Here is a 23,482-nt window from a genome sequence, read left to right as displayed (position 1 = left end):
TGGAGAATTGTATGCACGCCATTGTCTGCCATGCCTCGAAAGACTTGCGAGTCGACCGCCTGGACGAACCACAGACCCTCGCCCCCGCCCAACTGCGGGTACGCATCGCCCGGGGCGGTATCTGCGGCTCCGATTTGCACTACTACCAGCACGGCGGCTTCGGCACCGTGCGTCTGCGCGAGCCGATGGTGCTCGGCCATGAAGTGTCGGCGGTGATCGACGCGGTGGGCAGCGATGCCGGGTTGTTCAAGGTAGGGCAACGCGTGGCGGTGTCCCCGTCGCGCCCCTGCGGCGGTTGCCGTTACTGTCATCAGGGTTTGCCCAACCATTGCCTGAACATGCGCTTCTACGGCAGCGCCATGCCTTTCCCGCATATCCAGGGCGCGTTTCGCCAAAGCCTGGTGATCGAGACCCACCAAGCCCATCTGCTGGCCGATGATGTCAGCCTGGCCGAAGGTGCGTTGGCCGAACCCTTGTCGGTGGGTTTGCACGCGATCCAACGGGCCGGCGCGGTGTTCGGCAAGCGCGTGCTGGTGACCGGCTGCGGTCCCATCGGCAACCTGTTGATCGGTAGCCTGCGCGCTGCTGGAGCCGCTGAAATTGTCGCCGTAGACCTGTCCACCAGCGCCCTCGCCTGCGCTGAAAAAATGGGTGCCACGCGCACCCACAACCTCGCCAGCGGTGTTGATGCGCTCAAACGCTACACCACTGAAAAAGGCTATTTCGACGTCATGTTCGAAGTCTCCGGCAGCGCCCAGGCCCTGCGCAACGGCCTGGAATGCATCGCGCCGCGAGGCGTGCTGGTCACCGTGGGCTTGGGCGGCGACGTGTCGCTGCCGCTCAATCTGCTGGTGAGCCGCGAGATCGACCTGCGCGGCACCTTCCGCTTCCACTCGGAATTCGCCCAGGCGGTGGACTTGCTCAACCGCCGGATCATCGACGTGCGCCCCGTGATATCCCATACGGTGCCATTTGAGCAGGCGGCGCAGGCGTTTGAACTGGCAGCGGACAAGACGCAGGCGATGAAGGTGGTGTTGGATTTCGGCGTGCCTGATCCAGGAATGCAGGCCTCCCAACAACACTGATCCCCTGTGGGAGCTGTCGAGCTTTAGCGAGGCTGCGAAAGCGGAGTGTCAGGCGACGAACATGCTGGCAGTACTGCCGCCTTCGCAGCCTCGCTGGGGCTCGACAGCTCCCACATTTGATCTTCGTCGCTGCTGAAATTGCGCCCGTAGCCAAGACCGAATTCCAGCCAACACCACAGATGCAGACGCACGATTTTTTCATGAAAAAATTCAAACTATCGCCATCCACGTCGTTCACACCTTCACGTGCAACGTTCAGTAGGAGGCAACATGCAATACCGACAACTGGGCCATTCCGGCCTGCTGGTGTCCGAAATCATCCTGGGCACCGTGCCTTTTGGCGGTCGCGCAGAGTTTGAAAAATGCGGATCGGTGGACGTGCCCCAGGCCAAGCGCATGTTCGATATCGCGTTCGATGCGGGTGTGAACATGGTCGACACCGCCGATCTCTACTCCCACGGGCTGGCCGAAAAAGTGGTCGGTAAAGCCCTGGGCGACAAGCGCCACGACATCCTCCTGGCCACTAAGGGCCGCAGCCCCGTGGACAAGAACCCGAACAACTCCGGTTCCTCGCGCTATCACTTGATCCGTGCGTGCGAGGCCAGTTTAAAACGCTTGGGTACCGACCATATCGACCTTTACCAATTGCACAATTGGGATGGTATGACGCCCATCGAGGAAACCCTCGAAGCGCTGCGGTTGCTGGTGGGCTCGGGCAAAATCCGCTACTTCGGCACCAGCAACTTCACCGCCTGGCAGATGATGAAAACCCTGGGCAAGGCCGAGCTGCACGGCATGCTCAAGCCCATCACCCAGCAGATCTACTACACCCCGGAATCCCGCGAAGCCGAGTATGAGTTGCTGCCACTGGCGCTGGATCAGTCGGTGGGCACCCTGGTATGGGGCCCGATGGGCGAGGGTTTGCTGACCGGTTCCACCCGTCGCGGGCAAAAACCGCCTGCCAACACCCGTCAGGGCAGCGATTGGCCGGAACCTTATGTGCACGACCAGGAGCGCGCCCTGGACATTATTGAAACCCTCGCGGCTGTCGGTGATGAACACGGCGTCTCGGTTGCCCGCACGTGCCTGGCATGGCTCAAGGATCGACCGGGGATCACCTCGCTGATTGTCGGCGCGCGCACCGAAGAGCACCTGCGTGACAACCTTGCGGCGACTGAACTGAAACTCACCGAAGAGCAGTCTTTGCGCATCGAGGTCGTGACGCGTCGCCAGCCGTTGTACCCGTACTGGCATCGTTTTACCGCCGGGATCGACCGCTTTGATCCGGCGGAACAGCCGTTTCTGGCGGAGCATCAGAAGACCCTGGATGCGCGCACCGACAAGTAGCGCGGGCATGTGACACACCGCAGAGCAAAAACTGTGGGAGCGGGCTTGCTCCCACACTGTTAACCGAGTACAGCCCACGCAAACCCGATTCAGTGCCGCAGCAACTTGCGCAGCGGCACACCGTCCTTGAGCACCGGCGACTTGATCACGATGTAGCTGAAGTACTTGGAAATCCCGATATTCTTGTCCAGCAAACTCTCGACCACTTCCTGATAGTGCTGGATGCTGCGCGTCATGAAGCGCACCAGGTAGTCGTAGCCGCCGCTGATCAGGTGGCATTCGAGCACTTCGTCAACCAGGCGGATATTGGATTCGAACTTGGCGAAATCTTCGCGTTTGTGGTCGCTGAGGGTGATCTCGGTGAATACCGTGACCGAGTCGGTGATCTTGGCCAGGTTCAAATGCGCCTTGTAGCTGGAAATATACCCGGCCGACTCCAACCGCTTGACCCGTTGCAGGCAGGGGCTGGCAGACAGGCCCACGGCGTCGGCAAGGCTGACATTGGTCATCCGGCCGTCCTTTTGCAGTTCAACCAGAATGCTGATGTCGATCCGGTCCAGCTTGACTTGCCCTTCCATTGCGTACCTCTTGACTGCCGTTTGTAAGACAATCTTCTAGCAAAATCAGCGCCGTAAAGACAGCTGATGCTGCGCCACCAGATCCGCCATGCTGTTGATGCAGTACTCCGCCGCGCAAGGCGAAGGCTGTCTGGCCCGTTGGCGGCCGATCAAACAGCGGTCCAGCGCGTGCTCTGCGCCGACCGACGGACGCGTCACGTGCAGGATCGGCTGCTCATCAAAGGCTTGAGGATTGTGCCATTGCGGGTCATCGGCCAGGGAAATGAAATCTTCCGGTGCAATCCCCAGGCGCTCGCACAACATCCCGCGATCCTCGGCATCGCGGTCGCCACGCACCAGCAGGCGATAAAACTTACGCAGGTACAGCATCGCCCCCGGCGCATCCTCGAACAGCGACCAATTGCCCGCGGAACGGGCAAAGCTCATGCCCTCCTCCCAACTGGCATGCAGGCCCCACTTTTCAGCCAGCTGGCGATGAGCGAAACACAACACGCCACTGAAGCCTAGCTCAGCAAACCGCGGGTAGAGCGCGGCAACGACCGCGTCGTATTCGGCCAGCACGGCCTCCCGGGTTGGCTGCCCACCACGGCTGTCGAGCAGCGGTTGCAACGCCGCCCACACCCCCGAATCCCGATCCACCAGCACTTCATCGCAGTCAATCAGCAACGCCCGATAATCTGTCAGCCCCATGGTGGGTCAAGCCTCCCTTGATGCATTTCGCCCCTAGCGGGCACAGCCTCAGTTCAAGACCCGTGCCAAGGCCGCGTCGAGAATCTGCAAGGCTTCGTCGACCTGCGCCTCGGTGGTCACCAACGGCGCGAGGAAGCGCAGTACGTTGCGGTGTACGCCGCACTTGATCACCAGCAAACCACCGGCGCGGGCGGCGTCGATCACCCGTTGATTGAGGTCGGCATCCGGGGTGCGCTCAGGGTCATTCTTGATCAGCTCGATGGCCAGCATAAAACCGGTGCCGCGTACGTCGCCGATGTTCGCGAAGCGCGCCTGCAAACCGAGTAAACCCTGACGCAAACGCTCGCCCAGCACTTGGCTGCGCGCCAGCAACTGCTCGTGCTCAAACGCTTCGATGACCGCCAGCGCCGCCGCACAGGCCAGGGCGTTACCGCCATAGGTACCGCCGAGGCCGCCGGGCAGCGGCGCATCCATGATGTGCGCCTTGCCGACCACGCCGGACAACGGCAAGCCTCCGGCCAGGCTCTTGGCCACGGTGACCAGGTCGGGCCTGATGCCGGCGTGCTGGAAACCGAACCAGGTGCCGGTGCGACCGAAGCCGGTCTGGATCTCGTCGAGGATCAATACAATGCCGTGCTTGTCGGCCAACGCGCGCAGCGCCTGCAGAAACTCCGGCGGCGCCGTGAGGAAACCACCGTCGCCCTGCACGGGTTCAATGATGATCGCCGCAACGCGCTCCGGCGCGACCTGGGTTGCCAGCAACTCATCCAGCGCCTTGAGCGCGACCTCGCTGGTCACCCCGCGATAAGCGTTCGGGTAGGGGGTGTGGAATACCTCCGGCGCGAACGGGCCGAAGTTTTGTTTGTAAGGCTGGCTCATCCCCGTGAGCGTAGTGCCCAGCAACGTACGGCCATGGAAGCCGCCACGAAAGGCGATCACCGCCGAACGATTGGTGTGGGCGCGGGCGATCTTCACCGCATTTTCTACCGCTTCGGCGCCGGAGGTGAAGAACGCGGCTTTATAGGCCTCCTCACCGCCAACCATTTCACACAAGCGCTGGGCCAGGTCGAGATAAGGCTGGTAAGCCACAACCTGGAAACACGCGTGGGACACCTTCTGCAATTGGGCCTGCACAGCCGCCACGACTTTAGGGTGGTTGTGGCCGATATTCAGCACGCCAATGCCGCCAACGAAGTCCAGGTAACGCTTGCCATCCACGTCCCACAACTCAGCGCCTTGGGCGCGGTCGATCACCAGCGGATGCGCGGTCACCAGCCCACGGGGCACGAACTGCTCGCGCTGACGGAGCAAATGAGGGGTTTCGTCGACTTTGCTATTCATGGCATTTCCCATCGTGAGTCCGGCAACCTGGAGGTGGTTGCGATGCTGTTCAGATTACGGCCTGCGGGCAACGCACTCAGCCGAACTTGCCCCGTGAGAAATTCGGATCAACTGTTTTGCCCCCGCCTTTCAACAGATCCTGCGCCGGGGTATGGGCGATGATGAGGCTTCCCTTTATCCAGCAGGAAATGCCCATGGCCTTGCTCTACAAAGCTGATCCGGTGCGCGGCCAACAGTGGCAGGCGCTCTTTGCCCACCATGCCCCGGATATCGAATGGCGTGCCTGGCCAGACATCGGCAACCCCGAAGAGGTCGAGTACCTCGCCGCCTGGACAGCCCCGGAGGATGTGGCGCAATTGCTGCCCAACCTCAAAGTGCTGTTTGCGCTGTCGGCCGGTGTCGATCAACTGGACCTGTCTCGCTTGCCGCCGGCGCTGCCGGTGGTGCGCCTGCTCGACCCGGGCATCACCCGTGGCATGTGCGAATACGCCAGCTGGGCCGTGCTCAGCCTGCACCGGGATATGTTGCGTTATCGCCAGCAGCAGGTTGCGCGCTGCTGGCAGGCGCACCTGTTGCAACCGGCGGTGAATCGGCGGGTTGGGGTGATGGGGCTGGGCGCCCAGGCGCGAGAGATTCTAGCGACGTTGGCGCCGCTGGGGTTTGCGTTGTCGGGATGGGCACGCAGCGCGCACCAGGTTTCAGGGGTGGAGTGTTATGCAGGAGAAGCGCAACTGCCGGCGTTTCTCAGTCAGTGCGACATTCTGCTGTGTGTGCTGCCGCTGACCGAGCAGACGCAGGGCATCCTCAATCGGCGCGTGTTTGCGCAACTGCCACAGGGGGCGGCGTTGATCAATATGGGCCGTGGGGGGCATCTGGTTGAAGCGGATTTGCTGGAGGCATTGGGCAGCGGCCGGTTGAGTGGCGCTGTGTTGGATGTGTTGCAGGAGGAGCCTGCACCGGCGAGTCATCCGTTTTGGGATCATCCGCAGATTGTGCTGACGCCGCATATTGCGGCGATGACCCAGCCGGCGAGTGCGTTTGGGGTGTTGTTGGAAAATATCCGCCGGTTTGAGCGCGGCGAGCGCATGGTCGGCGAAGTGGATCGTTCACTGGGCTACTGATGTATGAAGATCAAAATGTGGGAACGGGCTTGCTCGCGAATGCGGTGATTCAGTCAGTACATCTTTGACTGATACACCGCATTCGCGAGCAAGCCCGCTCCCACATTTTTGACCGTGCTCTGCTTAGAAATCGAGCCTTTCAGTGATCGCCAGCCCGACATCCTGCGTCGAGCCCTGCCCGCCCAGATCCGGCGTAATCGGCCCTTCGGCAATCACCTGTTCAATCGCCCGCAAAATCCCATCATGCGCCGCGCGATAGCGCTCATCCCCATTCCCCAGGAAATCCAGCATCAGCGCCCCCGACCAGATCATCGCAATCGGGTTGGCAATGTTCTGCCCATAAATATCCGGCGCCGAGCCATGCACCGGCTCGAACAACGAGGGAAACCGCCGCTGCGGGTCCAGGTTCGCCGACGGCGCAATCCCGATCGTGCCCGCACACGCCGGCCCCAGGTCAGACAGGATGTCGCCAAACAGATTCGACGCCACCACCACGTCAAACCGGTCCGGCTGCAACACAAACCGCGCACACAGGATGTCGATGTGCTGCTTGTCCCACGTCACGTCGGGGTAGTTCGCCGCCATCAACGCCGTGCGCTCATCCCAGTACGGCATGCTGATGGAAATCCCGTTGGACTTGGTCGCCGCCGTCAACCGCTTGCGCGGGCGGGTCTGGGCCAGGTCGAAGGCAAATTTGAGAATGCGGTCGACACCCCGCCGGGTAAACACGGACTCCTGCAACACAAACTCATGCTCGGTGCCCTCAAACATCTTGCCGCCGACCGACGAATACTCGCCCTCGGTGTTCTCACGGATCACCACAAAATCAATATCCCCAGGCTCGCGCCCGGCCAGCGGGCACGGCACGCCGGGGAACAGCCGCACCGGGCGGATGTTCACGTACTGGTCGAAATCTCGGCGAAATTTGAGCAGCGAGCCCCACAGGGAAATATGGTCCGGGACTTTTTCCGGCCAGCCGACCGCGCCGAAGTAGATAGCGTCAAAGCCCTTGAGTTGCTCGAACCAGTCCTCGGGCATCATCTGCCCGTGCTCCAGGTAGTAATCGCAGTGGGCCCAATCAAGCACCTCAATGCTCAGGTTCAGGTCCCAGATTTTCGCGGCCTGTTCCAATACCCGCAGCCCTTCGGGCAACACTTCCTTGCCAATGCCATCGCCGGCAATCGCGGCGATCCTGAATGCCTTGTTCATGCACCACTCCTCACTGACTGTCAGTTCAAGCCGCCGATGTGGAAGGCTTTGACTTCAAGGTACTCGTCCAGGCCGTACTTGCTGCCCTCACGCCCCAGCCCCGATTGCTTGATGCCGCCAAATGGCGCGACTTCCATCGAGATAATCCCGGTATTGAGCCCGACCATGCCGAACTCAAGGGCCTCGCCAAAGCGCCACGAACGCTTCAAGTCCTGGGTGAAATAGTAGGCACCCAGGCCGTACGGCGTCGCGTTGGCCAGGGCCAGCGCGTCGGCTTCATCGGTAAAGCGCATCAGCGGCGCCACCGGGCCGAAGGTTTCTTCATTGGCCAGCAACATCCCGGCATGGGCGTCCCCGAGTACCGTGGGCTGCACAAACTGGTTGTCGCCAGCAGGGATCGCACCACACAACAATCGAGCGCCCTGGCTGAGGGCATCGTCGATATGCCGCGCCACTTTGTTTACCGCAGCGGGGTTGATCAGCGGGCCGATGGTCACGCCGTCTTCCAGGCCGTTGCCCACCTTGAGCTTGCCCACCTCTTCCACCAGGCGCGCGGCAAAACGCTCGTAGATGCCGTCTTGCACGAGGATGCGGTTGGCGCACACGCAGGTTTGCCCGGCGTTGCGGAATTTGCTGATCATCACGCCGGCCACCGCCTGTTCCAGGTCGGCGTCATCGAACACAACAAACGGCGCATTGCCGCCCAATTCCAGGCTCAGGCGCTTGATGTGCTCGGCGCTCTGGCGCATCAACAAGCGGCCCACCGCCGTGGAGCCGGTGAAGGAAATCTTGCGCACCGCCGGGTTGCCGGTCAGCTCTGCGCCGATGCCGGCGGGCAGCCCGGTGATCACATTGAACACCCCTGCAGGAATGCCGACGCGCTCAGCCAGCACCGCCAGGGCCAGGGCCGACAGCGGTGTAAGGTCCGACGGTTTGACGATGATCGGGCACCCGGCCGCCAGCGCGGGTGCGCATTTGCGGGTGATCATCGCGTTGGGGAAATTCCACGGGGTGATGGCGGCGCATACGCCCACCGGTTGCTTGAGGGTCAGCAGGCGGCGATCGCCACTGGGCGCCGGCATGGTTTCGCCGTAGACCCGGCGCGCTTCCTCGGCGAACCATTTGACGAAACCGGCACCGTAGCGCACCTCGCCGCGCGCTTCGTTGAGCGGCTTGCCCTGCTCGCTGGTCATGATCAGTGCGAGGTCGTCGAGGTTGTCGAGCATCGCCTGGTACCAGCGATCCAGCAGCGCCGCGCGCTCTGCCGCCGGGCGCGCACGCCAGGCGGGCCAGGCGCTTTCGGCAGCTTCGATGGCACGGCGGGTATCTACCGCATCCATCGCCGGGACCTGCGCGAGCAGGCCGCCAGTAGCGGGGTCGCGGACGTCCAGGGTGGCGCCGCTGTCGGCAGCAATCCATTGGCCATCCACGTAGGCGAGTTCAGCCAGCAGGCTGGGGTCTTGCAAGCGATTCTTGAGCATGGTCGAGTCCTGATCCGAGACAGGTTCCAGTCTAGGGAGCTGCCACGGATGAGGATGCCGAAAGTGCGGTTACAGCAGCGTGCCGTGCTGAAATTCACCCCAGGACGGCAGGCTCTGCTACACCTTCAAGGAGCCCAGTAAGCCCTGCAAAAAGCGCTCGCCGGCGTCCATCTGGCTGATCTCGATAAACTCATCGGGCTTGTGCGCCTGCTCGATAGAGCCCGGCCCGCACACCACCACTGGCACATCCAGGCGCTGCTTGAACAAGCCGCCTTCGGTGCCGAACGAGACCTTGGAGGTGCCGGTGTCCGGCGCCGCGAACTGTTTGAGGAAGCGCACCGCTTCGACGCTGGGATGCGTGTCGAGGCCAGGGTAGACGTTGACGGTTTCAATCTCGATGGCGGCCACGCTGGACAGCTTCTGCGCCTCACGCACGATCACTTCGGCACGCTCGCGCATCTGCTCCAGAAACTGATCCAGATCGTCGGCCGGCAGGTTGCGGACCTCGAAATCCAAGGTGCACAGGTTGGGCACGATGTTCAGCGCCTTGCCGCCGACAATCTGCCCGACGTGCACCGTACTGTAGGGCACGTCGTAGTCATGGTCCTGGGCGCCCTGTTGTTGCAGCTGCTGCTGGCTCTCACGCAGGGCGGCGATAAAGTCGCAGGCGACATGGATCGCGTTGACAGAACGCGGCGCCAGCGAAGAATGCGCCTCCTGCCCACGGCAATAAGTGCGGTAGGACCCCTTGCCCTTGTGGCCGAGTACAAACTGCATATTGGTCGGTTCACCAATCACGCACAAAAAGGGTCGCATCGGTGCCAGGTGCAACACGTCGAGCAAGCGCCGCACCCCGACGCAACCGATCTCTTCGTCATGGGACAGGGCCAGTTGCAGGGGGCGGTTCAGGTTGTAGTCGGCGGCATCGAGCATGGCGTCGATGGCCAGGGCGATAAAACCTTTCATGTCGCAACTGCCCCGACCATAGATGCGCCCGTCCTGCACGGTGGCGGCAAAGGCGGGAAAGGTCCACGCCTGCCCTGCCGCCGGCACTACGTCGGTGTGCCCGGACAGCAACACGCCAGGCTGATCCTTGGGCCCGGTGCTGGCGAACAGGTTGGCCTTCTTGCCGCTCTGGTCCTTGACGATCAACGACTCGATGCCTTTGCCCAGCAGCAGGCCGCGCACGTAGTCGATCAGGGCCATGTTCGATTCCGATGACACCGTGTCGAAGGCCATCAGTTGTTTGAGAATCTCGAGGACGCGGGGTTTCATGAGGCGTGGCTCCGTTGTTCGGCAGGTTCCGCAAAGCGGGTGATGGAGAACGACTCGATGGGCGTGCTGGTGCTGCCGGTGCTGAGCAGTTCGGCCATCACATCCCCCACGCCAGGGCCGAGCTGGAAGCCGTGGCCGCAAAAACCGAAGGCATAGAACTGCCCGTCGACGGTGCCGCTGGGACCCATTATCGGCAACGAATCCGGCAGGTAGCCTTCGATGCCGCTCCACACGCGGATGATGCTCAGGTTGCCTACGCCCGGCAGCAGGCGGCGCATCTGGTTGACCTGATTGAGGATGCTGCGCGGTTCCACATAGGCGCGGCGGTTAAGCATGTCGGGTTTGCTGCGGTAGCCGCCGCCAATGACGATATTGCCTCGGGGAATCTGGCGGAAGTAGATCACTTCCTCGGGAATCTTGGTGTACACGCCGATCACTGTTGGCAATGCATAGGGCACCGGCTCAGTCACCGCCATTTGCGGGCCGTGGGTGTCCAGCGGTACCGGCTCGCCGAACTGCGCCGAGAGTTTCTGGCCCCAGGCGCCGGCGGTGATCAGCAGTTGCGCGGCCTGGAACTGGCGGCCGTCGGTGGTGGTGATATGGAAGTCGGCGCCGACTTTCTGAACCTCGGCCACTTCGGTGCGCTCTTCGATCTGCGCGCCCAGGCGCTTGGCGGCCCGGGCAAACGCCGGTGCAGCCAGCCGTGGGTTGGCGTGGCCGTCGTGGGGCGCGTAGGAGCCACCCTTGACGTCCGGCCCCAGAAAACCGAAACGTTGACGCAACTCGGCGCCACGATAGATTTTCAGGTCCAGTTGCGCGGCTTCCGGCGCGGCGGCATAGGCCTCCAACTCGGCGATTTCATCGTCGCGATAACACACGCGCATATGCCCGCTGGGGATGAACTCCAGGTCATCGTCAATCAGCTCCGGCAGGCGTTTCCACAAGGCCCAGGAACGGTTGGCCAGGGCCAGTTGGCCGAGGAACCGCCCTTGCCGGCGCACATTGCCAAAATTGACGCCGCTGGCGTACTGACCGATTTGGTCGCGCTCCAGCAGGATCACCGACTGCCCGCGACGCCGCAGGAAAAACGCGGTCGCCGAGCCCATCAGGCCACCGCCGACAATCACCACATCGGCTTTTTGCACGCTCATGGCGACACCTCCTCGGTGAGCATCGACAACGGCTTGACCGGTGCCTGGCCGCGCTGGCGACCGACTTCCTGGACCTGCACACCGGCGGCGGCGGCGATCACTTCGGCGCCGGCCTGGGAGCAATAGCGCCCCTGGCAACGGCCCATGCCCACGCGGCTGAACGCCTTGGCGCGGTTAACCTCGCAGGCGCCCTTCTCGCTCACCGTGCGGCGCAGTTCACCGGCGCTGATCATTTCGCAGCGGCACACAATGGCGCTGTCCGGCAGCGCCTTGGCCTGTTCGCTGGGCCACGGGAACGCTTCGGCCAAGCCAAGGCGGAATTGATCCATCACGGCCAGGGCCTGCTGTTGTTCATCACGCAGGCCGGCATTGATCGGTTGCTGCAGGTCTTCCAGCAGTGCCAACGCCACCAGGCGCCCGGCGTGCTCAGCGGCATCCGCACCACGAATTTTCGAACCGTCGCCAGCCGCATACACGCCCTTTACCGACGTGCGCCCGGCCTCATCGGTCGCCAGCCACCACTGGCTGGACGCATGATCAAACGCCATGGCGCACCCGGCGAGGTCGCCCAGTTGGGTTTCCGGGCGCAGGTGGTAACCCAGCGCGACGGCATCGGCTTGCACCGTCTCAGTCCGCCCGCTGCCCGTGGTGAACCGCACGCCCATCACGCCATTGGCCGCATCGCCCATGACTTGCAGCGGCTTGATCCCCAGGTGCACCGCGACCTTGGCCCGATACAGTTGTGCCAGCAGCTTGATCCCGGTGAACAGCACCGCCGGGCGCGCCAGCAGTTTGGGCAAGGCTTTGAGGCGCAGGCTCAGCGGCGAAGTGTCGAGCACCGCTGCCACTTCGGCGCCGGCTTTGACGTATTGGCTCGCGACCAGATACAGCAACGGCCCGCTGCCCATGAACACCACGCGATGACCAATGGACACGGCCTGGTTTTTCAGCGCGATCTGCGCGCCGCCCAGGCTGTAGGTGCCCGCCAACTGCCAACCTTCGATGGGCATCAAGCGGTCGGTGGCGCCGGTGCAAAGAATCAGCGCGTCGTAATCCACCGTGCTGTGGCGGCCCTGGCTCACGCAGCACAACTGCCCCGGCGTGAGGTTCCACACCAGGGTGTCGGGGCGGTAGTCGATGGCGCCGCGCAGGCGGTCGAAACTCTGGTGCAGGTCCTGGGCCTTGGCAGCTTCAGTGCCGTACAGCGTCGTGTAATCGCGGGTAAAGCCGTCTGGCTGGCGACGGTAGATCTGCCCGCCGTCGCGGCGATTTTCATCGATCACGATCGGCTTGATGCCGGCCGCCAGCAAGGTTTCCGCGCAGCGAACGCCGGCCGGCCCGGCGCCGACAATAATTACCCGTGCAGTGGCCATGTCGCCTCCGGTTGTGTGGTGACAATGTCCAGTCCGTCACGGACCTCATTGGAGCAAGCCCGCAGGCGTTCGCCGCTGCGGGTCCACACCCAGCAATCCTGGCACGCGCCCATCAGGCAGAAGCCGGCGCGGCGCCCGCTGTCGAATTCCGATTGGCGCAAGGCGTTGCCCTGGGTCAGCAGCGCGACCATCAAGGTATCGCCTTGCAAGGCTTCGACCGGTGCGCCATCCACGGTCAGGCTGACCGTCGGCCGGCCCTGCTCGGCCAGCCTCACAAAACGCCCTTTCATGCATACGCTCCCAAGGTCATGGTCGTGACGCCCTGCTGGGTGTTCAGCAGCTGGGCGCTGTCGTGGTGGCAGAGAATTTCACCGCCGTTGTCCAGGGTGCGGCGGTTCGGCGCGGTGCGGTTGCACAGGCCGTCGACCCGTACCGGGCAGCGACTGAGGAAGGTGCAGAGTTCCGGTACGTTGGCCCGCTCGCCAATCGACGGCAGTGTCGCGCAGGTGGTGGCGCAGCTTTCCAGCCAGCCCTGACGCAACTCGGGTACCGAGTGAATCAACAGGTCGGTATACGGATGGAACGGTGGTTCGGCGAACGACTGCCGGCTGCCGGCCTGCACTTTATGGCCGCTGTACATCACCACGATGTCATCGCACAGCGCGCGCACGGTGGAGATGTCGTGGCTGATAAACAGGTAGGACACACCCAGTTGCTGGCGCAGGTCGCGCAGCAGTTCGAGGATCGCCGCGCCGACCACGGTGTCGAGGGCCGAGGTGACTTCATCGCACAGGATCAGGTCAGGCTTGGCGGCGAGCGCGCGGGCCAGGTTGACCCGTTGTTTTTGCCCGCCGGAAAGTTCATTGGGCCGACGTTCAGCCAGGGTGCGCGGCAGCCGCACCAGGTCGAGCAGTTCGCCGATACGCGCCTGTAGCGCTGCGCCTTTGAGGCCGAAATACATCTTCAGCGGGCGGCTGAGGATGGTCGCCACACTGTGCATCGGGTTGAGGGCGGTGTCGGCGTTCTGGAACACCATCTGGATGCGCCGAAATTGCTCCGGGGTACGCTCAGACAGGCTGCCGCCCAGCGGCTGGCCGTCAAACGTCAGCCCACCGATGGCCGGGGTCAACAGCCCCGCGACCACACGCGCCAGGGTGGATTTGCCGGAGCCCGACTCACCGATCACACCGATGGCCTGGCCGCGACGCACGGTCAGGTCGATGTCTTCCAGCACCCGAATCGCCGGCATGCCCTGCATGTTCTTGTTGCCGTAACCGGCGGTGAGGCCGCTGATGGTCAACAGCGGTACGTCTTCGGCAATCCCGCAAGGCGGGCGAATGGTGGTATCCGGCCGCGCGGCGGCCAGCAGACTGCGTGTGTACTCATGGGCCGGTGTCTTGAGCAGCGGCGCGGTGGCGCTCTGCTCGAGGATTTGCCCACCGTTGAGCACCACAATCTGGTCGGCCATTTGCGCAACCACGGCCAGGTCGTGGGACACATACACCGCCGTCGCGCCACGCTCGCGCACCACGCGTTTGAATGCGCGCAGCACGTCGATCTGGGTGGTCACGTCCAGCGCGGTGGTCGGCTCGTCGAGCACCACCAGCAGCGGGTCGCTGATCAGCGCCATCGCCGCCATCACCCGTTGCAGTTGCCCGCCGGAGACCTGGTGCGGGTAACGCCGGCCGATGCGCTCGGGATTGGGCAGGGCCAGGTCACGAAACAAGCCGATCGCCTTGGCTTGCAACTCGGACCGGGTGCCCAGGCCATGGATCAACGCGCCCTCTACCACTTGGTCGATGAGTTTTTTCGCCGGGTTGAACGCGGCGGCGGCGCTTTGGGCGATATAGGACACGCGGTTTCCACGCAGGCCCTGCAGCTGTTTTTCACTCAGGGCGAGCATGTCGTGTTCACCCACCTGCACCACCCCGCCGGACAAGCGACAGCCACGCCGTGCATAGCCGAGCAATGCCAGGGCGATGGTGGTCTTGCCTGAGCCGGACTCGCCGATCAGCGCCAGCACTTCACCTTTTTCCAGGGAAAAGCTCACGCCTTTGACGATTTCTACCTCGCTGCCTTCGTCGCCAGCAACGACGCGCAGGTCTTCGACGCGAATCAATTGGGTCATTTCAATGGCCTCCCGTGCGTCGACTGCGTCGTGAGGACAGGTAGTCGATCAACAGATTTACACCGATGGTCAGTGTGCCAATGGCCAACGCTGGAATAATGATGGCCAGCGCGCCCTGATTGAGGCCGCCGATGTTTTCGCGCACCAGCGAGCCAAGGTCGGCGTCTGGCGGTTGCACGCCCAGGCCGAGAAAACTCATGCCACTGAGCAACAGCACGATGTAGCCGAAACGCAGCCCCAGGTCGGTCAGCACCGGGTTGAGCATATTCGGCAGGATTTCCATGCACGCCACGTACAAACGGCCTTCGCCGCGCGTACGCGCCACCTGCACATATTCCAGGGCCTCGATATTGACCGCCATGCTGCGGGCAACGCGGAACGAGCCGGGGATATAACTGATCACCGCCGTGCAGATCAGCAGCGTGACTGACGAGCCAAACGCCGAGACCATGATCAGTGCAAGCATTTTGCTTGGGATCGAGATAAAGGCATCCATGATGCGGCTGATGATCTCGTCCAGCCACTTGGGCGACACCACCGACAGCAGCGCACACCCGGTGCCAAAGGTACTGGCCAACAACGCCGCCACCAACGCCAGCCCGACCGTGAATCGCGCACCCACCAATACCCGGCTGAGCATGTCGCGGCCCAGGTAATCAGTGCCGAACGGATGAGTGAGGCTGAAGCCTTCGAAGATGTTATCGGACACCACTTCACCCACGGGGTGTGGCGCCAGCCAGGGGCCCAACAGCGCCACCAGCAACCAGGCGACGCACACAACGGCGCCCAAAAGGCCCAGCCACGACGGGCCGCTGGAAACCTTGGCGAGGGCCAGGGCGGAGGACGCGGGCTTGGATTTCGCAATGAGCGGGTTCATTGGTTTCTCAGCCTCGGATTGGACAGGATTGCGCACAGGTCGGCGAGCAGCACCAACGCCAGGTAGGCCGCGCAGAACAACATGGTGCACGCTTGCACCAGCGCCATGTCACGGTTGGTCACGGCATCGACCATCAAGCTGGCAATGCCGGGGTAGTTAAAGATGGTTTCGACGATCACCACCCCGCCCAACAGGTACGACAGGCTCAGGGCGATGGCATTGGCAATCGGCCCGATCGCATTGGGCAGGGCATGGCGCAGCACGATGCGTATGGGGCTGACGCCTTTGAGCCGGGCCATTTCCACGTAGGGGCTGTCGAGCTGGTCGATCACGGCGGCGCGGGTCATGCGCGCCATTTGCGCGACGATCACGCAGCACAGCGTCATCACCGGCAACGCATAGGTACGCATGAATTGCAGCGGCGAGGTGATGTCGCTGGCGTAAGACAGTGCCGACAACCAACCCAGGTTGACCGCGAAGATCAGCACCGCCAGGGTCGCCACCAGGAACTCCGGCACCGCGACCATGGCCAGGGTGACAAAGCTCAGGCAGCTGTCAATGCGCCCGCCCCGGCCCATCGCCGAGCCGATACCGAGTACCAGCGCCACCGGCACCGAGACCAGTGCCGTGGCGCCCGCCAGCATCAGGGTGTTAGGCACGCGACCGGCCATCAGTTCACCCACCGGCATCGCGTTGGAGACCGACACGCCCATGTCGCCGGTGAGCAGGCTCATCAACCAGTGCAGGTACCGCAATACACCGGGCTGGTCCAACCCCAGCTTCAGGCGCAGTGCCGCCACCTGTTCAGGGGTCGCGAACTGGCCGAGGGATTGTTGCGCCGCGTCCCCCGGCAGTACCGCCGTGATCGCAAACACGACCATGGACACGATCAACAAGGTCACGGCCCCGGCGCCGACGCGCCGGGCGATCAACCACAGTGTATTGCTATTCATCGTACCGCCCTCCTCACGCGTCCAACCACACCTGCTCGGCAAACATGTAGCCCATGAAACCGCCCAACGGGTTGGTGCCGTAGCCTTTGACGCGCTGGTCCACGCCGTCGATGTTGCTGATGAACACCGGCACGCCGATACCGCAGTGGTCGTGCACCAGCGCCTGCATGTCGCCATACATTTTGGCGCGCTTGGCGTCATCGGTTTCGCCACGGGCGAGCATCAGCAGTTGGTCAAACTGGTCGTTCTGCCAGCCGGACTCGTTCCACGGCGCCTTGGACTGGAAGAACTGCGAGAACATCACGTCGGCATTCGGCCGTGGGTTGATGTTGCCGAAGCTCAGCGGGTGTTTCATCCAGTGGTTGGACCAGTAGCCATCGCTCGGTAAGCGGTTCACGTCGAGCTTGAGCCCGGCCTGTTTGGCCGATTGCTGCAACAGCACAGCAATGTCCACCGAACCGGTGGCGGCAGGCGATGCCATGACGGGCATGGTGATGCTTTCCATGCCGGCTTTCTTCAACAGGAACTTGGCTTTTTCCGGGTCGTAGACCGTCTGCGGCAAGTCGGTGTTGAAGTAACGCGAACCCGGCGCAATCGGATGATCGTTGCCGACCACGGCAAACCCACGGAACACCGCGGACTTGACCTGCTCACGGTCGAGCAGCAGCTTCATGGCCTGAGTGAATTCCGGACTTTTGCCGGGCAACTGGTCCTGGCGAATGATCAAGTCAGTGTAGTTGCCCGACGGCGCATCCACGACCCGGTGTTTGGCACTCGCGGCGATGCGCGTGGTGGAGCGCGGGTTGACCTCGTTGATCATGTGCACGTCGCCCGACAACAGCGCGTTGACCCGCGACGGTTCGTCGGCGATGGCGATGAATTCGATCTCGTCGAGGTACGGCAGGCCCGGTTTCCAGTAGTTCTTGTTGCGCACGGCAATCGAGCGCACACCTGGCTTGAACTCGCCCACGGTGAACGGTCCGGTGCCGATGCCTTTACCGAAATCGGTGGTGCCTTCGGGCACGATCAGCAGGTGCGACACCGCCAGGATCGACGGCAGCTCGGCGTTTGGCGCGCTGAGGCGAATCTGCACTTCGTTCGGGCCGCTGGCCTTGATCTCGGCGAACTGCTCCATCAGCGGCATGACTTTGGAGCCGGTGAGCGGGTCTTTGTGGCGGTTCAGCGAGAACACCACGTCGGCGGCCGTCAGGGCCTTGCCGTTGTGGAAGGTCACGTCTTTGCGCAGGGTGATCGTCCACACGGTCGCGTCGGTATTGTCGATGCGCTCAGCCAGTTCCAGTTGCGGCACCAGGTGCTTATCGAAACGGGTCAGGCCGTTGTAGAACATGTAGTGGCGTGCGTAGTCGGTGGACAGTGCGCCCTTGGCCGGGTCGAGGGTATCGGCGGTGGAGCTGGACATGCCGGCGACACGGATCTTGCCACCGGGCTTGCCTTTGCCCTCAACGGCGGCTTCATCGGCGAACAACTGACCGGCGCTGCCGAACAGGCTGCCCGCACCGGCGGCGGCCACACCGGCAACGCCGAGCATTTGCAAAGCGTTGCGGCGTGACATGCCGCGGTTGAGACTTTCAAACACCCGCAGGCTTTCCTGGCCGGAAATGAGCTCGGGTGTGTTTTTTTTGTCAGTCATAGCAAGGCTACCTGTCGATAATCGGAAGAATCGAGTGCTCACGGATGTCCGGAGCGTCCTGGAAACGCAAACGACGGTGACGCAACAACGGCAACTCAGTGCAAATAGTCCTGGAAACGGTAATAGGCGCCCACGAAAGGCAGGAACCAGGGTTTGCCGAAATGCCCGGGAATCGCCGGCCATTCGAGTTCACGCCACGGATTGGCCGCCGTGTTGCCAGCCATGACGTCGGCCATGACCTGGCCCATGTGCACCGACATCTGCACGCCATGGCCGCTGTAGCCCATGGAATGGAACACGCCGCCATGCTGGCCGGCGCGGGGCAGGCGGTCGGACGTCATGTCCACGAGCCCACCCCAGCAGTAGTCGATTTTTACCCCCGCCAACTGCGGGAATATGTTCAGCATCGCCGCTTGCAGCACCTTGCCGCTCTTGGCGTCGGAGACGCTGTCGGACATGGCAAACCGCGCACGCCCACCAAACAGCAGGCGGTTGTCCGGGGTCAGGCGAAAGTAGTTGCCGATCATGCGGCTGGTGACGTACGCACGGTGCTGCGGCAACAATTGGTCGATCAACGCCTGGGGCAAGACTTCGGTAGCAATCACGAAGCTACCCACCGGCACGATGCGCCGGCGGTACCAGCCAAGGTCGCCATGCTGACAGGCGCCGGTGGCCAGCAAGACTTGCCCGGCGTGCAGCGACCCCTTGGCGGTATTGACCTGATAACCGCCGGCCTGGGCCTTCCAATCCTTGACGGCCGTGTGCTCGTAAATCATCGCACCACGCCGCGCCGCCGCTTCGGCCAACCCGACGCCAAAGCGCCCGACATGCATCTGCACGCCGTTGCGTTGCAGCAAACCGCCATGGAACTGCGCCGAGTTGACTTCGGCGTGGGTCTGTTCGGCGCTGAGCAGCTCGACATCGGCATCCACCTCCTGGCGGATCAGCTCGCACGTGCGGGCCAGGCCTTCGTAATGCATGGGCTTGGCCGCCAGCTTGAGCTTGCCGTTGCGCACCATGTCGCAGGCAATCCCTTCCTGCTCGACCAGCGACACCACGCTCTGTACCGCGCGCTCATACGCCTGGTAATAAGCGCGCGCCTTGGCGGCACCGAGGCTGGCGTGCAGCCCGGCGTAATCCTGGGCCACGCCAGTGTTGCACTGCCCACCGTTACGCCCCGAGGCTTCACCGATCACGCGCCCGGCGTCCAGCACCACGACGCTGGCGCCCTTGAGCGCCAAGGCCCGCGCAGCCGCCAGGCCGGTAAACCCACCGCCGACCACGGCCACGTCGACCTGCTTGGGCAAGCCGCCCAGCTGGGCACCGGTAAAGGCCGGTGCGGTGTCGAGCCAATAGGATTCACTGCCCATGTCTTACCCTCAAGGTGCGCGTTTACAGACCGACCAACGCCGGCAACCCACCGATATCGGTGATCTGCTGGTAACCGTAGAACGCATTGGCGGGCACTTCGTGGCCACGGGCAACAAAGGCCTTGTTCTTGATCTTCATGTCATGGGCCGACATCAGGTCATAACGGAAGCTGGAAGATACATGCAAGATGTCTTCCGGACCGCACCCGAGGTTGTCGAGCATGAATTCAAACGCCGCCAGCCGCGGCTTGTAGGCCTGGGCCTGTTGAGCCGTGAACACTTTATGGAACGGCGCGCCGAGCTTGTCGACGTTGGACATGATTTGACTGTCCATGGCATTGGAGAAGATCACCAAGGGGATCTTGTCGGCAATCTTCGACAGACCGGCCGGCACGTCCGCATGGGGGCCCCAGGTCGGCACAGCGTCGTAATACAGCTGGCCTTCTTCGCGGTAGTCGATACCCCAGCGCTTGCAGGTACGGGCCAGGGCGGTCTTGAGAATTTCATCGTACGGGCGCCAGTCGCCCATGACCTGGTCAAGACGGTAGGCCGAGAAGTCCTTGACGAACTGGTCCATCTGCTCAGGAGTGATGCGGTCAGCGAACAGCTCGCGGGTCATGGTGCCCATATGAAAGTTGGTGAGCGTGCCGTAGCAGTCGAACGTAATGAATTTGGGGCGAAGAAAGCTCATTGAGTGCGGTCCTGGAGTCAGTTGAATGTGACAAGCGTTCGCTGCCCTGGCGGCGCGTCGGCCTCGTTGCAGCACAGGTTCATTACACCACTGTGAAATCAGCATATGCCGTCTAAAACGACCCGCGCTCAATACAAACCACCGTTTTGGGGGTTGGGCTCAGCAGAGTTTGCGGTGCGCGCCAGGCTTGGGCAGGGCCTTTGTTTGTGCGCTTTTATGGGGATTTCCAGGGCCAGGGCCTCAAGAATAGGGGGTGTGGGCGGCAGAAAGTGTGGCGGGCTGATTGACCCGCCACCTGTAGTGAGCGGCTTGCCTCGCGCGGGTGGCGAAGCCGCCCCAATAAGGACACCACCGAGTATCAGGATAAATCCAGGTCGCCTGGTTTGGGGCGGCTTCGCCACCCAGCGCGGGGCAAGCCCGCTCACTACAGGAAGCATTTGCTGCTGCGCACCTGCACCAATTAAGTAGCAACTGTGGTCCCGCCTTGAACAGCTCGGGGAATCTACCGAATGTGCCCGCCCCTCTTGCCAGCCTCCAGGCCAGGTGGGATACAAGCACCCTCGCCGTGCTAAAAACCACGTTCCCTGGAGGCTCGCCATGTCCACCCTGCCACACCCCGCTTATACCTACCGCCCGATGACAGTGACCGACCTCCCCGCCGCCCATGCCTTGTCAGTGCAACTGAAATGGCCCCACCGCCTGGAAGACTGGGCGATGTTGCAACGGGTCAGCGACGGCTTCGTGGTGATGGACGGCGAACGCCTGATCGGCAGCGCTTTCACCTGCCCCCAAGGCGATTACGCGACCATCGGCCTGGTGATCGTCAGCAATGACTACCAAGGCCAAGGCATCGGCCGTCGTTTGATGGAAAAGGCCCTCGCCGCCTGCGATTCACGCACGCCCCTGCTCAACGCCACCCTCGCCGGCGCGCCGCTGTATGCCAGCCAGGGCTTCGTCGAGTTCGGTCGGGTCCAGCAGCATCAAGGCCAAGCGTTGGTGCCCGACCTTGTGGCCTTGGCACCCGGCGAAAGCTGCCGTGCGCTGGGCGCCGAAGACCACGCCACGCTGCTGGCCCTGGCCAAGGCCGCCAGCGGCCTGGACCGCCGCGAAGTGCTACGCGACCTGCAGGTCGAACAGGCCGTGGGCATCGAGCGCGATGGTCAGCTACGCGGTTTCGCCCTGCTGCGCCCGTTTGGCCGTGGCCGCTGCATCGGCCCGGTGGTCGCCGAGAACCTCAACCAGGCCAAGCACCTGATCGCGGCGTTACTGGCGCAGGTCCCCGACACCTTTGTGCGCATCGATATCCCCGTAGTCTGCGGCCTCAGCGACTGGCTCGAGAGCGCCGGCCTGAAAAACATCGACACCGTCGCACAGATGGCCCTGGGCACGCCGCCCCAGGCCAGCCAAGGCGTATACCCGTTTGCCCTGATCACCCAGGCGATCGGCTGACTTTCCTCCCGGAGCACTCCACATGTCATCTCCCCAAATCCTGCTGTTGGCTCGCGCCGACGGCAGTAGCGTTGCCACGTCTTTCAACAACGCAGCGTTGAGCGTACTTGACCCCTTCGGCGACAGCCGCCAACTCGCCTGGCGGGGCGACGACGGTGTGTCCGCAGGCCGGGTGCAGTTCAGCGGTGAAGCCGTGATCGAAGACTTCCCCCATAGCGAGACGCTGGTGGTGCACGCCGGCCAAGTGGTACTCAGCAGCGCAGGACAAACACTGAAACTGGGTGTCGGCGCCAGTGCCGTGATCGGCCGTGGCACCCACCTCACCGTACAGGCGAGTGCCAACAGTGAATGGGCGTTTTGCGCCCTCGACCTGTCCGACGCCCCTGCCTGCCCCGGCCTGACCTTCCTCGACCCATACACCCTGCTCAACCCCTCGGCCGCCCCGGAACCTGCGATCCTGATCGGCCCCACGCCGCAGTGCCGCGCACTCAACCTGTTCGACGACGCGGCCACCGAGTTGCGCATCGGCGTCTGGGACTCGACGCCTTACGCCCGCCACGGCCGCCCGCACAAACTGCACGAGTTGATGCACCTGCTTGAGGGCAGTGTCACGCTGCAGGACGACAAAAGTATCGACGTGACCGTCAACACCGGCGACACCGTATTCGTCGCCAAAGGCGCCCCCTGCGCCTGGACCAGCACGGTTTATGTACGCAAGGTGTATGCGGTGAAATAACAATGATCAGCGCGAGCTGATCACACCTTCAATGCCTCTTCCAGAAACGCCACCAACGCCTGCACGCGCGGGCTGCGAAGCTTGCGCGACGGCACCAGCAGGTTGACCGGCGCGCTGTCAAAACGCCAATCGGCCAATACCCGTACCAGGCTGCCGCTGGCGATGGCGTCACTCACGTCCCACTGCGAACGCAGCACCAACCCCAGCCCTTGCTCGGCCCAGCGCCGGGCGACGCTGCCATCGTTGCTCAACAAGACGGGCTCGATGCGCAGCGTCTTGCGTCCCTGCCCCTTGCGCAGATGCCACAGCGTGACGTCTTCATCGTTTTCACGAATGCAAATGCAGCGATGCGCCGTGAGCTCGTCCGGTGTCGACGGCACGCCCTGCGCTTGCAGATAAGCCGGGCTCGCGCATAGCCAGCGTTCGTTCGGCGACAGTTGCCGCGCCGTCCACAGGCTGTCATTGAGGTGGCCGATGTGAATCACTGCGTCGCTGTCATGCCGATCAGGCCAGGGGGTCTCACGCAAATCCAAGTGCAGGCAAAGCTGCGGGTGCAGGCGTATGAAGCGCGCCAGCAACGGCGCGAGTCGCTGCCGGCCAAAGCCAAACGGCGCCGCCAGCCGCAACGTGCCCACCAGCCTCTCGTCCTTTTGCCTGAACGACTCTGGGAGCGCCTCAAGCTGTTCCAGCAGCAGCGCGCTTTCACGCGAAAACCGCTCGCCATCGGCCGTCAGGCTGAGACGCCGGGCGTCGCGATTGGCCAGGGTCAGCCCCAGCAGCGTCTCCAACTTACGCAGGCGCATGGAGAGCGCTGGCGGCGATACGTTCAGCGTCCTGGCCGCTGCACTCAGCGACTCCGACCGTGCAAGCGTCACGGCGAGGCGCAGGTCTTCGATGGAGATCATTCACTTTTACTTAATGATTGATGAGCCTGGATTGAACCACACCTTAAGGATGCCTGAGTAGAGTGTTGCCG

At 63.0% G+C, this 23,482-nt stretch carries 21 protein-coding genes; 5 read left to right on the top strand and 16 right to left on the bottom strand.

What is annotated here, in order from left to right:
* The first annotated feature begins 11 nt into the window (after positions 1-11).
* Both AB4O35_RS16130 and AB4O35_RS16125 read left to right on the top strand, forming a co-directional pair.
* A complete protein-coding gene (locus tag AB4O35_RS16130; protein ID WP_065945910.1) occupies positions 12-1,085 on the top strand; it encodes an L-idonate 5-dehydrogenase in 1,074 nt (357 codons plus the stop codon).
* Positions 1,086-1,355: 270 nt separating this feature from the next.
* Positions 1,356-2,432 (top strand): aldo/keto reductase, encoded by a 1,077-nt coding sequence (locus AB4O35_RS16125; RefSeq protein WP_065945909.1) that lies wholly within the window; start codon positions 1,356-1,358, stop codon positions 2,430-2,432.
* Positions 2,433-2,521: 89 nt separating this feature from the next.
* Here AB4O35_RS16125 and AB4O35_RS16120 read toward each other — a convergent pair whose 3' ends face one another.
* Genes AB4O35_RS16120 through gabT form a run of 3 tightly spaced genes read right to left on the bottom strand, consistent with a single transcriptional unit; the run spans position 2,522 to position 5,041 of the window.
* A complete protein-coding gene (locus AB4O35_RS16120) occupies positions 2,522-3,010 on the bottom strand; it encodes an Lrp/AsnC family transcriptional regulator (RefSeq protein ID WP_010449292.1) in 489 nt (162 codons plus the stop codon).
* Between the two features lie 45 nt (positions 3,011-3,055).
* Complete coding sequence (locus AB4O35_RS16115; RefSeq protein WP_065880929.1) at positions 3,056-3,700, bottom strand: HAD family hydrolase; 645 nt, start codon at positions 3,698-3,700, stop codon at positions 3,056-3,058.
* 48 nt (positions 3,701-3,748) lie between these two features.
* A complete protein-coding gene (gene gabT / locus AB4O35_RS16110) occupies positions 3,749-5,041 on the bottom strand; it encodes a 4-aminobutyrate--2-oxoglutarate transaminase (protein WP_065875936.1) in 1,293 nt (430 codons plus the stop codon).
* 194 nt (positions 5,042-5,235) lie between these two features.
* Between gabT and AB4O35_RS16105 the strand changes: the two genes are divergently transcribed.
* Positions 5,236-6,162, top strand: coding sequence for a 2-hydroxyacid dehydrogenase (locus tag AB4O35_RS16105; RefSeq protein ID WP_065875935.1), 927 nt, complete (start codon positions 5,236-5,238; stop codon positions 6,160-6,162).
* A 123-nt stretch (positions 6,163-6,285) separates the two neighbouring features.
* Here the strand turns inward: AB4O35_RS16105 and AB4O35_RS16100 are convergent, their stop codons facing one another.
* From AB4O35_RS16100 to AB4O35_RS16045, 12 genes are all read right to left on the bottom strand, one after another.
* Positions 6,286-7,371 carry a tartrate dehydrogenase gene (locus AB4O35_RS16100; RefSeq protein WP_065890693.1) on the bottom strand — a complete coding sequence of 362 codons (1,086 nt, stop codon included), beginning with the start codon at positions 7,369-7,371 and terminating at the stop codon, positions 6,286-6,288.
* Positions 7,372-7,391: 20 nt separating this feature from the next.
* Positions 7,392-8,852 carry an NAD-dependent succinate-semialdehyde dehydrogenase gene (locus AB4O35_RS16095; protein WP_065945908.1) on the bottom strand — a complete coding sequence of 487 codons (1,461 nt, stop codon included), beginning with the start codon at positions 8,850-8,852 and terminating at the stop codon, positions 7,392-7,394.
* A gap of 117 nt (positions 8,853-8,969) precedes the next feature.
* On the bottom strand, positions 8,970-10,127 hold the full coding sequence (gene argE, locus AB4O35_RS16090) for an acetylornithine deacetylase (RefSeq protein WP_065945907.1): 1,158 nt from the start codon (positions 10,125-10,127) through the stop codon (positions 8,970-8,972).
* Entirely contained in the window at positions 10,124-11,278 is a 1,155-nt protein-coding gene (locus tag AB4O35_RS16085; RefSeq protein WP_460149107.1) for an NAD(P)/FAD-dependent oxidoreductase, read from the bottom strand. The genes argE and AB4O35_RS16085 overlap by 4 nt, the downstream gene beginning before the upstream one ends.
* Positions 11,275-12,651 carry an FAD/NAD(P)-dependent oxidoreductase gene (locus AB4O35_RS16080; RefSeq protein WP_065880924.1) on the bottom strand — a complete coding sequence of 459 codons (1,377 nt, stop codon included), beginning with the start codon at positions 12,649-12,651 and terminating at the stop codon, positions 11,275-11,277. The genes AB4O35_RS16085 and AB4O35_RS16080 overlap by 4 nt, the downstream gene beginning before the upstream one ends.
* Positions 12,633-12,941: a (2Fe-2S)-binding protein gene (locus tag AB4O35_RS16075; protein WP_065875926.1), complete on the bottom strand. Its 309-nt coding sequence runs from the start codon at positions 12,939-12,941 to the stop codon at positions 12,633-12,635. The genes AB4O35_RS16080 and AB4O35_RS16075 overlap by 19 nt, the downstream gene beginning before the upstream one ends.
* Entirely contained in the window at positions 12,938-14,779 is a 1,842-nt protein-coding gene (locus AB4O35_RS16070) for an ABC transporter ATP-binding protein (protein ID WP_065880923.1), read from the bottom strand. Before AB4O35_RS16070 ends, AB4O35_RS16075 begins: the two co-directional genes overlap by 4 nt.
* Position 14,780: 1 nt before the next feature.
* Positions 14,781-15,656 carry an ABC transporter permease gene (locus AB4O35_RS16065; protein WP_065875922.1) on the bottom strand — a complete coding sequence of 292 codons (876 nt, stop codon included), beginning with the start codon at positions 15,654-15,656 and terminating at the stop codon, positions 14,781-14,783.
* Positions 15,653-16,609, bottom strand: coding sequence for an ABC transporter permease (locus AB4O35_RS16060; protein WP_049712489.1), 957 nt, complete (start codon positions 16,607-16,609; stop codon positions 15,653-15,655). The genes AB4O35_RS16065 and AB4O35_RS16060 overlap by 4 nt, the downstream gene beginning before the upstream one ends.
* A gap of 13 nt (positions 16,610-16,622) precedes the next feature.
* Positions 16,623-18,260, bottom strand: a complete 1,638-nt coding sequence (locus AB4O35_RS16055; RefSeq protein WP_065875920.1) for an ABC transporter substrate-binding protein — start codon at positions 18,258-18,260, stop codon at positions 16,623-16,625.
* Positions 18,261-18,355: 95 nt separating this feature from the next.
* A complete protein-coding gene (locus AB4O35_RS16050) occupies positions 18,356-19,630 on the bottom strand; it encodes an NAD(P)/FAD-dependent oxidoreductase (RefSeq protein ID WP_065875918.1) in 1,275 nt (424 codons plus the stop codon).
* A 22-nt stretch (positions 19,631-19,652) separates the two neighbouring features.
* Positions 19,653-20,321 (bottom strand): haloacid dehalogenase type II, encoded by a 669-nt coding sequence (locus AB4O35_RS16045; protein WP_065875916.1) that lies wholly within the window; start codon positions 20,319-20,321, stop codon positions 19,653-19,655.
* A gap of 597 nt (positions 20,322-20,918) precedes the next feature.
* Here AB4O35_RS16045 and AB4O35_RS16040 point away from each other — a divergent pair.
* Positions 20,919-21,770, top strand: coding sequence for a GNAT family N-acetyltransferase (locus AB4O35_RS16040; RefSeq protein WP_065945906.1), 852 nt, complete (start codon positions 20,919-20,921; stop codon positions 21,768-21,770).
* Between the two features lie 22 nt (positions 21,771-21,792).
* Positions 21,793-22,506: a cupin domain-containing protein gene (locus AB4O35_RS16035; protein ID WP_065880907.1), complete on the top strand. Its 714-nt coding sequence runs from the start codon at positions 21,793-21,795 to the stop codon at positions 22,504-22,506.
* A 20-nt stretch (positions 22,507-22,526) separates the two neighbouring features.
* Here the strand turns inward: AB4O35_RS16035 and AB4O35_RS16030 are convergent, their stop codons facing one another.
* Positions 22,527-23,411 carry a LysR family transcriptional regulator gene (locus AB4O35_RS16030; RefSeq protein WP_065945905.1) on the bottom strand — a complete coding sequence of 295 codons (885 nt, stop codon included), beginning with the start codon at positions 23,409-23,411 and terminating at the stop codon, positions 22,527-22,529.
* Positions 23,412-23,482 lie beyond the last annotated feature (71 nt).

It is taken from the genome of Pseudomonas sp. H1_A03, assembly GCF_054685145.1.
Note: the sequence above shows the minus strand (reverse complement) of the source record. Positions and strands in the feature narration are given on the sequence as shown.

Bases quoted from the DNA above. Each gene is read 5' to 3' on its own strand.
- AB4O35_RS16115 (WP_065880929.1), bottom strand. From the start codon at position 3,700: ATGGGGCTGACAGATTATCGGGCGTTGCTGATTGACTGCGATGAAGTG.
- AB4O35_RS16095 (WP_065945908.1), bottom strand. From the start codon at position 8,852: ATGCTCAAGAATCGCTTGCAAGACCCCAGCCTGCTGGCTGAACTCGCC.
- AB4O35_RS16030 (WP_065945905.1), bottom strand. From the start codon at position 23,411: ATGATCTCCATCGAAGACCTGCGCCTCGCCGTGACGCTTGCACGGTCG.
- AB4O35_RS16125 (WP_065945909.1), top strand. From the start codon at position 1,356: ATGCAATACCGACAACTGGGCCATTCCGGCCTGCTGGTGTCCGAAATC.
- AB4O35_RS16065 (WP_065875922.1), bottom strand. From the start codon at position 15,656: ATGAACCCGCTCATTGCGAAATCCAAGCCCGCGTCCTCCGCCCTGGCC.
- AB4O35_RS16060 (WP_049712489.1), bottom strand. From the start codon at position 16,609: ATGAATAGCAATACACTGTGGTTGATCGCCCGGCGCGTCGGCGCCGGG.
- AB4O35_RS16040 (WP_065945906.1), top strand. From the start codon at position 20,919: ATGTCCACCCTGCCACACCCCGCTTATACCTACCGCCCGATGACAGTG.
- AB4O35_RS16075 (WP_065875926.1), bottom strand. From the start codon at position 12,941: ATGAAAGGGCGTTTTGTGAGGCTGGCCGAGCAGGGCCGGCCGACGGTC.
- AB4O35_RS16100 (WP_065890693.1), bottom strand. From the start codon at position 7,371: ATGAACAAGGCATTCAGGATCGCCGCGATTGCCGGCGATGGCATTGGC.
- gabT (WP_065875936.1), bottom strand. From the start codon at position 5,041: ATGAATAGCAAAGTCGACGAAACCCCTCATTTGCTCCGTCAGCGCGAG.
- AB4O35_RS16055 (WP_065875920.1), bottom strand. From the start codon at position 18,260: ATGACTGACAAAAAAAACACACCCGAGCTCATTTCCGGCCAGGAAAGC.
- AB4O35_RS16045 (WP_065875916.1), bottom strand. From the start codon at position 20,321: ATGAGCTTTCTTCGCCCCAAATTCATTACGTTCGACTGCTACGGCACG.
- AB4O35_RS16070 (WP_065880923.1), bottom strand. From the start codon at position 14,779: ATGACCCAATTGATTCGCGTCGAAGACCTGCGCGTCGTTGCTGGCGAC.
- AB4O35_RS16085 (WP_460149107.1), bottom strand. From the start codon at position 11,278: ATGAGCGTGCAAAAAGCCGATGTGGTGATTGTCGGCGGTGGCCTGATG.
- AB4O35_RS16050 (WP_065875918.1), bottom strand. From the start codon at position 19,630: ATGGGCAGTGAATCCTATTGGCTCGACACCGCACCGGCCTTTACCGGT.
- AB4O35_RS16105 (WP_065875935.1), top strand. From the start codon at position 5,236: ATGGCCTTGCTCTACAAAGCTGATCCGGTGCGCGGCCAACAGTGGCAG.
- AB4O35_RS16130 (WP_065945910.1), top strand. From the start codon at position 12: ATGCACGCCATTGTCTGCCATGCCTCGAAAGACTTGCGAGTCGACCGC.
- AB4O35_RS16035 (WP_065880907.1), top strand. From the start codon at position 21,793: ATGTCATCTCCCCAAATCCTGCTGTTGGCTCGCGCCGACGGCAGTAGC.
- AB4O35_RS16080 (WP_065880924.1), bottom strand. From the start codon at position 12,651: ATGGCCACTGCACGGGTAATTATTGTCGGCGCCGGGCCGGCCGGCGTT.
- AB4O35_RS16120 (WP_010449292.1), bottom strand. From the start codon at position 3,010: ATGGAAGGGCAAGTCAAGCTGGACCGGATCGACATCAGCATTCTGGTT.
- argE (WP_065945907.1), bottom strand. From the start codon at position 10,127: ATGAAACCCCGCGTCCTCGAGATTCTCAAACAACTGATGGCCTTCGAC.